The organism is Ruegeria sp. HKCCA0370, assembly GCF_013033705.1.
In the GTDB taxonomy this organism is placed as follows: domain Bacteria; phylum Pseudomonadota; class Alphaproteobacteria; order Rhodobacterales; family Rhodobacteraceae; genus Ruegeria.
The window spans coordinates 1-11021 of sequence record NZ_WQEP01000014.1; the positions used below are offsets into that span (position 1 = coordinate 1).

Here is an 11021-nt window from a genome sequence, read left to right on the forward strand (position 1 = left end):
GTCTTGCCGTGGTCAACGTGGCCAATCGTGCCGATGTTGACGTGCGGTTTTGTACGCTCAAACTTTTCCTTTGCCATGATGGCCTCCTTTTTCGGTAATGAAGGGAGCGTGATACCCACGCTCCCCCAAATCTTCGCTTATGCGTATTTCGCCTGGATCTCGTCCGAGATGTTCTGCGGAACCGGATCGTAGTGGTCGAACTGCATGGTGAACTGGGCACGGCCCGACGACATCGAACGCAGGGTGTTGATGTAACCGAACATGTTCGCCAGCGGAACGAATGCGTCGATCGCGATTGCGTTGCCGCGCGGCTCCTGACCAGACACTTGGCCACGACGCGAGGTCAGGTCGCCGATGATACCGCCGGTGTATTCTTCCGGGGTGATCACTTCGACCTTCATGATCGGTTCCAGCAGTTTCGCGCCGGCTTTGCGCATGCCTTCACGCATGCACATACGGGCAGCGATTTCGAACGCCAGAACGCTCGAGTCGACGTCGTGGAACTTACCGTCCAGCAGGGCAACCTTGAAGTCGATCACGGGGAAGCCAGCCAAAGGGCCGCTGTCCATGACAGACTGGATGCCTTTTTCGACGCCCGGGATGTATTCCTTCGGAACAGCACCACCAACGATGCGGCTTTCGAACGAATAACCTTCGCCGGGCTCGGTCGGAGTGATCTCAAGCTTGACCTCGGCGAACTGACCCGAACCACCCGACTGTTTCTTGTGGGTGTAGGTATGTTCGACCGGCATCGAGATGGTTTCACGATAGGCCACCTGCGGCGCACCGATGTTGGCCTCGACCTTGAACTCGCGCTTCAGGCGGTCAACCAGGATGTCCAGGTGAAGTTCGCCCATGCCCTTCATGATGGTCTGACCCGATTCCAGATCGGTTTCCACGCGGAAGGACGGGTCTTCGGCGGCCAGACGGGCCAGACCCTGAGACATCTTTTCCTGGTCGCCCTTGGTTTTGGGCTCGACCGCGATCTCGATCACCGGATCGGGGAAGGTCATGGTTTCCAGAACCACCGGATCCTTGGCGTCACACAGGGTGTCACCCGTGGTGGTGTCTTTCAGACCCGCCAACGCGATGATGTCGCCTGCAAACGCTTCTTCGATCTCTTCCCGGTTGTTCGAGTGCATCATCATCATGCGGCCGATGCGCTCTTTCTTGCCTTTGGTCGAGTTCAGGATCGAGTCACCCTTGTTCAGCACACCCGAGTAAATCCGGGTGAAGGTCAGCGAGCCAACGAAGGGGTCGTTCATGATTTTGAACGCCAGGCCCGAGAAGGCCATGTCATCGTCAGCGCGACGCGCGATGTTACGGACTTCTTCTTCGTCACCGGGTTTGAAGCCCATGTAGTCGACAACGTCCAGCGGGCTGGGCAGGTAGTCGATCACAGCGTTGAGCAGCGGCTGAACGCCTTTGTTTTTGAACGCGGAACCACCCAGTACCGGAACGAACGCGATGTCCAGCGTACCCTTGCGCAGCAGTTTGCGCAGGGTCGGAACGTCGGGCTCATTGCCTTCCAGGTATTCCATCATCGCGTCGTCGTCCATTTCGACGGCCGCTTCGATCATCTTGCCGCGCCATTCTTCAGCCATGTCTTTCAGGCTGTCGCGGATCGGTGCTTTGATCCAGCTTGCGCCCAGATCTTCGCCCTGCCACAGCCATTCTTCCATGGTGACCAGGTCGATCAGACCTTCCAACTCGGACTCGGCGCCGATCGGGATACCAACCGGAACAGCACGTGCGCCGGTGCGGTCTTCGATCATGCGAACGCAGTTGAAGAAGTCTGCGCCGATCTTGTCCATCTTGTTGACGAAAACCATGCGCGGAACCTTGTAGCGGTCAGCCTGACGCCACACGGTTTCGGTCTGGGGCTCAACACCGGCGTTTGCGTCCAGAACGCAGACGGCACCGTCGAGAACCGCCAGCGAGCGTTCAACTTCGATGGTGAAGTCAACGTGGCCGGGGGTGTCGATGATGTTCAGGCGGTGCTTGGGGGTATCGGCGGTTTTACCGTCTTCGGTGCGTTCCCAGAAAGTGGTGGTCGCAGCCGAGGTGATGGTGATGCCGCGTTCCTGCTCCTGCTCCATCCAGTCCATGGTGGCGGCACCATCGTGCACCTCACCGATGTTGTGGGATTTACCAGTATAATACAGGATGCGTTCCGAGCAGGTCGTCTTGCCTGCATCGATGTGCGCCATGATACCGAAGTTACGGTATAGTTCGAGCGGATATTCGCGTGCCATTTGGATAAGCCTCTAGAATTACCAGCGGTAATGGCTGAAGGCTTTGTTCGCCTCGGCCATCTTGTGGGTGTCTTCGCGCTTCTTAACGGCAGTTCCGCGGGACTGTACGGCGTCCAGCAACTCGCCGGCGAGGCGTTCTTCCATGGTGTTTTCGTTGCGGCCGCGCGCAGCGGTGATCAGCCAGCGGATGGCCAGTGCTTCGCGGCGCTCGGGGCGCACTTCGACCGGAACCTGGTACGTTGCACCACCAACCCGGCGCGAGCGAACCTCGACCGACGGTTTGATGTTGTCGAGCGCTTCGTGGAACACTTCGACAGGAGCGCGCTTTACCTTGTTCTCAACGCGATCAAATGCGTTGTAGACGATGCGCTCTGCGACCGACTTCTTGCCGTCGATCATCAGGTTGTTCATGAATTTGGTCAGTACCTTGTCGCCAAATTTGGCGTCAGGCAGGACTTCGCGTTTTTCGGCGGCGTGACGACGTGACATATCAGCCTCTCCTTCTTACTTGGGACGCTTCGCGCCGTATTTCGAACGACGTTGCTTACGGTCTTTGACGCCCTGAGTATCCAGAACTCCGCGCAGGATGTGGTAACGCACACCGGGAAGGTCTTTCACACGGCCGCCACGGATCAGAACAACCGAGTGTTCCTGCAGGTTGTGGCTTTCACCGGGGATGTACGAGATGACCTCGAACCCGTTGGTCAGGCGCACCTTGGCAACCTTACGCATCGCCGAGTTCGGCTTTTTAGGCGTTGTGGTATAGACACGTGTGCAGACACCGCGCTTTTGCGGGCACTGCTCCAGGTGCATGGACTTCGAGCGTTTGACTTTGGGCTGCCGCGGCTTGCGGATCAGCTGTTGAATAGTTGGCATTCCGGTTCTTTCCCCGTTTTGCAACACACATGACATGCACGCGCGTTGCGTGCGGCTAAATTCGCTGCACTTATGCGTCCACAAGCGCAAAACCCACGAGCGTTCCCATTCCGAGGTGAACGTCGCGGTTGGTTCTCAGAGGGCGCGAACTGCAAAATTGTCCGGGCCTTGACCAGTTCATTACTGGAATCGGCTACGGGGCGGCCCCCGGTACCGAGATGACGCGCGTATAGGGGGAGTCGTCCCAAGTGTCAACAGCCCTATCCCGGCGCCCAGGCGCGCGCGTTGAATGCAGCCTGTAGGATTGCCATTCCTGCGCGCCGCTGTCCCGGTTGCGGCTGAACCGCGGCAAGGGCATAGTCGGGTCGAATATCTGCTGATGGATTACAGATGCAAGTGATTGGCCTTTGCCGGTTTTCCTATCCCGCAACCGGCAGTTTTCGGCTGAACCGGGATACGATTGAAGAACAACGGCAATTTCTGTATGCCCCCGACCGGCTGGAAGAACGCCTTCGTCTTTTCGAGGCAATCACCCTGCCCGGTTTTGGCACCCAGACCGATGAGACGTTCGAGTTGTATGTTTTGACCGGGACGTGCCTGCCTCAGATCCATGCGGACCGGCTGCGCGACCTGACCGCCGGGATCAAACAGATCCGTATCATTGCAAAAGAACCAGGGGATCATAAGCAGATTGTGCGAGAGGTGCTGAACACCGCCCGCGCGGACCCGCATCAGCCCTGCCTACAGTTTCGGCATGATGACGATGACGCCGTTTCCGTTGATTTCATGGAACGCCTTCGCGCTGCTGTTGTCGAAAACACAGGGCTGATGCAGCAGAGCGAGTCCGTCGGTATAGACTTCAATCAAGGGTACATCGCCCGGCGCGAGGCCCACGGAATTCGGGCCGCTCGGGTCTATCGATCGCTGCTGGGCGTTGGCCTGGGCATGTATGTTCAAGCCGGCAGCACGCGGACGATCTTTGACCGGTTGCACAACAGGCTCGCCCGGTTCATGCCCGTGGTCAGCTATCCGGACACGCCTATGTGGGTAAGGATGCTGCACGATTTCAACGACTCGGACCACGCGCGCAAAGATACCAGCGAGCTATCGCCTTTCACGCCTGAACAGGCAGAAGACTTGCGGGTACGGTTCTCGATCGACCCTGACGCGTTCGAGGCCAGATATGCGGCGCGCTGAGAAAATGCAAGTGATTGGCCTTTGTCGGTTTTCCTATCCCGCAATTGGCGGCTTTCAGACAACGCACGAGAGTGTCGAAGAAAGACGGCAATTCCTGTACCAGCACGACAGGTTGGAAGAACGGTTTCGCCTGTTCGAGACGGTCGCCCTGCCCGGTTTCAAAAAACAGTCCGACGAAGATTTCCAGTTGGTGATCGTGGTCGGCGACTGCCTGCCCAAGCCGGCATTTGACCGCCTCAACGATCTGACCGGTGGGCTGAAACAGGTGCGCATTGTCGCGAAACCTCCGGGGCGACACAGAAAAGTCATGCAGGATGTCCTGAATTCGGCGCGGAACGATCCTGATCAACCCTGCCTTCAGTTTCGCCACGACGATGATGATGCAGTGGCCGTGGATTTTGTCGAGCGGTTTCGGGGCTGTGTCAGGGAATGCGTCGGATTGTTCGAAAGGCACGCGATGGTCGCCGTTGACTTCAACTGCGGTTATCTGGCCCGCGCCAATTCCGAGGGGATACAGGCCACGCGCGTGCATCGCCCGTTGATCACTGCCGGTCTGGGAATGTACGTGCGGGGCGGGCAGCGGAAATCGATCATGAATTTTGCCCATAACAGGATCAACCGCGCGATGCCCGTTGTGACCCGACCCGATAGTCCGATGTGGGTACGGGGATTGAACAGGTTCAATGACTCACCGCGAACCAGAAACATGGATGTAGCGCTCAACCCTCTTACCCGGCAGCAGGAGCTCGAGTTTCAAACCCGTTTCGCCATTGATCCGGACGTGGTCAGACGGCGTCACGCCAAGCCCTGACGCGCACGTGCCCGGAACAAGGTGAACAGACCGGCACCCACGATCAGGACAGCACCCAGCATCGTCAGGCTGTCAGGCCATTCGTCAAACACGACCCAACCCAACCCGAGCGCCCAGATCAGGCTGGAATATCTGAACGGTGCAACGAATCCGACATCTCCCTGACGCATGACCATGACGCTGAACAAATAGCCAAGCAGCACAAACACGGCCGCCGCCGCGACCTGGGAAACCGCCGTTGCCGAGACCGCAACCCATCCTTCGAAAACCGAAGCTATTGCCGCAGCCCCCGCTATGGAAACCGAGGTGGCAAGGGTAACCAGCATTGACGGCACGTCGGCTGACATGCGTCGCGTGATGAGGTCCCGAACTGTAATCGAAACCACTGCAACCAGCGCATAGATGGAATACACGCTGAACCCCTCTGGCCCGGGTCTTACGATCAGCAGCATTCCGACGAAACCCACGGCGATTGCCAAAGCGCGTCGCCAACCAACCTGTTCGGAAAAAACCAGAGCAGCACCCAATGTTACCGTAAGAGGCAATGCCTGAAGAATGGCCGTAACATTGGCAAGCGGCATGTTCTTCAGCGCCGTCAGGAAAAAGAATGTCGCCGCAAGCTCTGCAAGGCAGCGCAGTGCAACCAGCCACTTGTCATGGCGCGAAAAATTCAGATGCAACGTGCCCAGTGACCGGGCAAGCACATAGATCAGAAATACCGCCAGAAACCCGCGCATGGCCACCAACTGAAACAATGGCAGATCCTGCAAGGCAACCTTCACCAGCGTATCGTTCAGGGTAAAGGCAGCCATGCTGCCCATCATCAGCAAAGCGCCTTTGGTGTTTGGAGTCATGCTGCTTCGGGCTCCGGGGCTATTGATCGCCCCGCATTGGCCGCCGAGACGGGCTGGATGTCAACAACGCACAAGGGGTGCAGAGATCATCAACCGAATGGAAGGATGGTCCCGAACAGATTCAGGCTGGAAGGCTCTGTCGTGTCTTTTACAAACTCCACCCAGTCTTCCCCGTATACAAGTTCGAAAAACACAGGATATTTCCACACGAAATTATGAAAGGAAAAGGTCGTCACCAACGCACCAACCGTGAGCGCCCCGGCGAACTCTCGCAGTTTACCTTTCAGAAACAGCATAACCATGATGCAGGCCCCGCCTGCAAGGCCGAGGCTTACGAAATCCTGCGTTCCCACCTTTCCGGGCACCGGAATGCCAACCGATTGGTATTGAATCAGGCGGGACAGGAAGACCGCAAAAACACCCAGTAAAAAAGCCCCCATAAACGCAGCGGGATACCCCAGACGTTGCCAGATACTCTCGGTTCGAGGCATAGGCGACTTGTGTGTGTTTTCTGCCGAACGCTTTTTGATCCGCGCCACACGGTCCTCGAAAGAGTTGCTTTTGGTGTCCATTGTTCAGCTCAAAATAATCCGAAAACACAGAATATCGCTAAACCACCGATTGAAGAACCACAAGCCTGATGCAATCGCGTCAAAGGCTGTGCTCTGTCACGACGGTTCACAATTGCGTAGCAGGAGAGGCGACGAAAAAAGGCCCCACGAAATCGCAGGGCCTTTTTTGGTTCTGAATGACGCGGTTTATTCGCGGCTTTCCGGTGTTTCGACCAGAACGTCCAGCTCATCCCCGACCATATCGTCATCCATGATCGGCGCGGCCAGGGCGGCGGCGGCCTCGGCCTCTTCCCGGCGGGCTTCGATCACCACGTTGTCACGCGACTGCGCGATGTGGCGAACGGCCTGAGTGGCCCCACCGGTACCGGCGGGGATCAGACGACCAACGATGACGTTCTCTTTCAGGCCAACCAGCTTGTCTTTCTTGCCCTGAACCGAAGCTTCGGTCAGCACGCGAGTAGTTTCCTGGAACGACGCCGCCGAGATGAACGAACGCGTCTGCAACGAGGCCTTGGTGATCCCCAACAGGATCGGCTCACCCTGAGCAGGGCGACCACCGCGGGCGATGGTCTTCTCGTTGGCCGCGTCGAACTCCTGCTTGTCGACATGTTCGCCCTTCAGCAGGGTGGTGTCGCCCGAATCCAGGATCTCCCACTTCTGCAGCATCTGGCGCACGATGACCTCGATGTGCTTGTCGTTGATCTTCACGCCCTGCAGACGATACACGTCCTGCACCTCGTCGATCATGTAATCCGCCAGCGCTTCGACACCCATGATGGACAGGATGTCATGCGGCGCAGGGTTACCGTCCATCAGGTATTCACCCTTCTGGATGAAGTCCCCTTCGGCGACCGGGATGTGCTTGCCCTTGGGTACCATGTACTCGATGGTCTCCATGGACTCGTCAGCCGGCTCGATGCTGATGCGGCGCTTGTTCTTGTAGTCGCGGCCAAAGCGCACGTAACCATCGGCCTCGGCGATGATCGCGTGATCCTTGGGACGGCGCGCTTCGAACAGTTCGGCCACACGCGGCAGACCACCGGTGATGTCCTTGGTCTTGGCACCTTCGCGCGGGATACGCGCGACGACGTCACCGGCTTCGACCTTCTGACCGTCTTCGACCGACAGGATCGCATCCACCGACATCGGATAGTGAACCGGGTTGCCCGCATCGTTGCGGACCGGCTCGCCATCTTCGCCAACCAGAATGATCTCGGGCTTGAGGTCGCTGCCCTTGGGGGCGGCGCGCCAGTCGATCACGATCTTCTGGGTCATGCCGGTTGCTTCGTCGGTCTCGTCGCGAACAGCGAGGCCCGAAACCAGATCGACATATTTCGCAGTACCGGCTTTCTCGGCGATGATCGGCAAGGTGTACGGGTCCCACTCGAACAGCTTGTCGCCACGGGCCACCTTGGTGCCGTCCTTGACGAACAGCTTGGAGCCGTAGCCCAGCTTGTGGCTGGCACGCTCTTCGCCGTGTTCGTCCTTGATCACCAGCTTCATGTTCCGGCCCATGACCAGGCTTTCGCCGGCTGCGTTGACCAGGATCTGCGGGTTCTCGAAGGAAACGATACCTTCCTGGCTGGCTTCCTGGAACGACTGCTGACCACCTTGCGCAACACCACCGATGTGGAAGGTCCGCATGGTCAGCTGTGTACCGGGTTCACCGATCGACTGAGCCGCGATAATGCCGACAGCTTCACCTGTGTTCACCATCGTACCGCGTGCAAGGTCACGACCATAGCAGGTCGCACAGACGCCTTCCTCGGACTCACAGGTCAGAGGCGAGCGGATGCGCATCGACTGAACGCCGGCTTCGTCGATGGTGTCTGCCATACGTTCGTCGATCAGCTGACCGGCTGCGACGATCACCTCATCGGTGCCCGGACGCAGAACATCGTCAGCGGCCACACGGCCCAGCACGCGTTCGGCCAGCGAGGCGACAACCTCACCGTCGTTCACGGCTGCTTCGGCTGTGATCGCACGCTCGGTGCCGCAGTCGATCTCACGAACGATACAGTCTTGCGCCACGTCCACCAGACGACGGGTCAGGTAACCCGAGTTCGCCGTCTTCAGAGCGGTATCCGAAAGACCCTTACGGGCACCGTGGGTCGAGTTGAAGTACTCGAGAACGGTCAGACCTTCTTTGAAGTTCGAGATGATCGGCGTCTCGATGATGTCACCGTTCGGTTTGGCCATCAGGCCACGCATACCGCCCAGCTGTTTCATCTGAGTGACCGAGCCACGCGCACCCGAGTGGGCCATCATGTAGACCGAGTTCGGCTCCATGTCCGACCCGTCTTCGGCCTTGGCAACGTCCGAGATCGTGCTCATCATTGCCTCGGTCACGCGGTCGTTACACTTCGACCAAGCATCGACAACCTTGTTGTACTTTTCGCCCTGAGTGATCAGGCCGTCCATGTACTGCTGTTCAAAGTCTTTCACCTGGCTGCGGGTGTCATCGACGATGCTCCACTTGTCCTTCGGAATGACCATGTCATCCTTGCCGAACGAGATGCCCGCCTTGAACGCTTCCTTGAAGCCCATCGACATGATCTGGTCACAGAAGATCACCGACTCTTTCTGACCGCAGTAACGGTAGACGGTGTCGATCACCTGCTGCACTTCTTTCTTCCGCAGCAGACGGTTGACCAGATCGAACGGCGCCTTGTTGTTCATCGGCAGCAACGCACCCAGACGCAGACGGCCCGGGGTGGTTTCATAGCGCTTCTGAACTTCGTTGCCTTCCTCGTCGATCTGCGTGATCCGGGCCGTGATTTTCGAGTGCAGATGCACCTCGCCCGCATCCAGCGCGTGCTGAACTTCTTCGATCGATCCAAAGACCTTGCCTTCGCCCGGCATGCCTTCGCGTTCCAGGGTCACATAGTACAGACCCAGGATCATATCCTGCGACGGAACGATGATCGGCGCACCGTTTGCAGGCGACAGAACGTTGTTCGTCGACATCATCAGAACACGGGCTTCCAGCTGGGCCTCAAGGCTCAGCGGGACGTGCACAGCCATCTGGTCACCGTCGAAGTCGGCGTTAAAGGCCGAACAGACCAGCGGGTGCAGCTGGATGGCTTTACCTTCGATCAGGACCGGCTCGAACGCTTGAATGCCCAAACGGTGCAGCGTCGGCGCACGGTTCAGCATGACAGGGTGTTCGCGGATCACCTCGTCGAGGATATCCCACACTTCGGGACGCTCTTTCTCGACCAGTTTCTTCGCCTGCTTCACGGTCGAAGACAGACCCTTGGCTTCAAGGCGCGAGTAGATGAACGGCTTGAACAGCTCTAGCGCCATCTTCTTGGGCAGACCACACTGGTGCAGCTTGAGTTCCGGACCGGTCACGATGACCGAACGGCCCGAGAAGTCGACGCGCTTACCCAAAAGGTTCTGACGGAAGCGACCCTGCTTACCTTTCAGCATGTCCGACAGCGATTTCAGCGGACGCTTGTTGGCACCGGTAATCACGCGGCCACGACGGCCGTTGTCAAACAGAGCGTCAACGGATTCCTGCAGCATCCGCTTTTCGTTGCGGACGATGATGTCAGGCGCGCGCAGCTCGATCAGACGCTTCAGACGGTTGTTCCGGTTGATGACGCGGCGATACAGATCGTTCAGATCAGACGTCGCGAAACGGCCACCGTCCAGCGGAACCAGCGGACGCAGTTCCGGCGGAATGACCGGGATTACGGTCATGACCATCCATTCGGGCCGGTTGCCCGACTCGAGGAAGGATTCAACAACCTTCAGACGCTTGATGATCTTCTTGGGCTTCAACTCGCCGGTTGCTTCGGCCAGATCAGCGCGCAGCTGCTCGGCTTCGGCTTCCAGGTCGATCTGGGCCAGCATCTCACGGATAGCTTCAGCACCGATATTCGCGGTGAACGCGTCCATGCCATAGGCATCCTGCGCATCCATGTACTCTTCTTCGGTCAGCATCTGGCCATAGGTCAGGTCGGTCAGACCGGGCTCGATGACGACATAATTTTCAAAGTACAGAACACGTTCCAGATCGCGCAGCGTCATGTCCAGCATCAGACCGATGCGGGACGGCAGCGATTTCAGGAACCAGATATGTGCGACGGGCGCGGCCAGTTCGATATGGCCCATACGCTCGCGGCGGACTTTCTGCAGGGTGACTTCCACACCGCATTTCTCGCAGACAACGCCGCGATACTTCATCCGCTTATATTTGCCGCACAGACATTCGTAATCTTTGATCGGGCCAAAGATACGTGCGCAGAACAGACCGTCGCGTTCAGGCTTGAACGTCCGGTAGTTGATGGTTTCAGGTTTCTTGATCTCGCCATAGGACCAAGACAGGATCCGCTCAGGGCTCGCCAGCGAGACCTTGATCTCGTCAAAGACCTTCGGGGGCGTCAGCGGGTTGAACGGGTTGTTGGTGATTTCCTGGTTCATTTGTTACCTCAAATCTTGCGGAAGGGGG

General features: G+C 58.1%; 8 protein-coding genes. 2 read left to right on the forward strand and 6 right to left on the reverse strand.

The genetic code is table 11. The annotated features are described in order from the left end of the window. Positions 1–137 precede the first annotated feature (137 nt). From fusA to rpsL, 3 genes are read right to left on the reverse strand one after another with little or no spacing between them, the layout of a single operon-like run. Entirely contained in the window at positions 138–2255 is a 2118-nt protein-coding gene (gene fusA / locus GOW31_RS20055; RefSeq protein ID WP_171172533.1) for an elongation factor G, read from the reverse strand. An 18-nt stretch (positions 2256–2273) separates the two neighbouring features. Continuing rightward, positions 2274–2744, reverse strand: coding sequence for a 30S ribosomal protein S7 (gene rpsG / locus GOW31_RS20060; RefSeq protein ID WP_010441203.1), 471 nt, complete (start codon positions 2742–2744; stop codon positions 2274–2276). A gap of 15 nt (positions 2745–2759) precedes the next feature. Continuing rightward, the gene (rpsL, locus tag GOW31_RS20065) at positions 2760–3131 is read right to left on the reverse strand and encodes a 30S ribosomal protein S12 (protein WP_005621086.1); all 372 of its coding nucleotides are present in this window, start codon (positions 3129–3131) and stop codon (positions 2760–2762) included. A gap of 390 nt (positions 3132–3521) precedes the next feature. Here rpsL and GOW31_RS20070 point away from each other — a divergent pair, with 390 nt between their 5' ends. Together GOW31_RS20070 and GOW31_RS20075 are read left to right on the forward strand one after the other, a co-directional pair. After that, the gene (locus GOW31_RS20070; protein ID WP_171172535.1) at positions 3522–4328 is read left to right on the forward strand and encodes a putative rhamnosyl transferase; all 807 of its coding nucleotides are present in this window, start codon (positions 3522–3524) and stop codon (positions 4326–4328) included. Between the two features lie 4 nt (positions 4329–4332). After that, complete coding sequence (locus tag GOW31_RS20075; RefSeq protein WP_171172581.1) at positions 4333–5139, forward strand: putative rhamnosyl transferase; 807 nt, start codon at positions 4333–4335, stop codon at positions 5137–5139. Here GOW31_RS20075 and GOW31_RS20080 read toward each other — a convergent pair. The 3 genes from GOW31_RS20080 to rpoC all read right to left on the reverse strand — a co-directional run bounded on the left by GOW31_RS20080 (position 5124) and on the right by rpoC (position 10993). Continuing rightward, the gene (locus GOW31_RS20080) at positions 5124–5993 is read right to left on the reverse strand and encodes a DMT family transporter (protein WP_171172537.1); all 870 of its coding nucleotides are present in this window, start codon (positions 5991–5993) and stop codon (positions 5124–5126) included. The genes GOW31_RS20075 and GOW31_RS20080 overlap by 16 nt on opposite strands. A gap of 89 nt (positions 5994–6082) precedes the next feature. Then, positions 6083–6565 (reverse strand): hypothetical protein, encoded by a 483-nt coding sequence (locus GOW31_RS20085; RefSeq protein ID WP_171172539.1) that lies wholly within the window; start codon positions 6563–6565, stop codon positions 6083–6085. Between the two features lie 186 nt (positions 6566–6751). After that, positions 6752–10993, reverse strand: coding sequence for a DNA-directed RNA polymerase subunit beta' (rpoC, locus tag GOW31_RS20090; RefSeq protein ID WP_152459176.1), 4242 nt, complete (start codon positions 10991–10993; stop codon positions 6752–6754). Between the last annotated feature and the right edge of the window lie 28 nt (positions 10994–11021).

Excerpts from the sequence above, each read along its gene's own strand:
- rpsL (WP_005621086.1), bottom strand. The coding sequence starts at position 3,131 with ATGCCAACTATTCAACAGCTGATCCGCAAGCCGCGGCAGCCCAAAGTC.
- fusA (WP_171172533.1), bottom strand. The coding sequence starts at position 2,255 with ATGGCACGCGAATATCCGCTCGAACTATACCGTAACTTCGGTATCATG.
- GOW31_RS20075 (WP_171172581.1), top strand. The coding sequence starts at position 4,333 with ATGCAAGTGATTGGCCTTTGTCGGTTTTCCTATCCCGCAATTGGCGGC.
- rpsG (WP_010441203.1), bottom strand. The coding sequence starts at position 2,744 with ATGTCACGTCGTCACGCCGCCGAAAAACGCGAAGTCCTGCCTGACGCC.
- GOW31_RS20085 (WP_171172539.1), bottom strand. The coding sequence starts at position 6,565 with ATGGACACCAAAAGCAACTCTTTCGAGGACCGTGTGGCGCGGATCAAA.
- rpoC (WP_152459176.1), bottom strand. The coding sequence starts at position 10,993 with ATGAACCAGGAAATCACCAACAACCCGTTCAACCCGCTGACGCCCCCG.
- GOW31_RS20070 (WP_171172535.1), top strand. The coding sequence starts at position 3,522 with ATGCAAGTGATTGGCCTTTGCCGGTTTTCCTATCCCGCAACCGGCAGT.
- GOW31_RS20080 (WP_171172537.1), bottom strand. The coding sequence starts at position 5,993 with ATGACTCCAAACACCAAAGGCGCTTTGCTGATGATGGGCAGCATGGCT.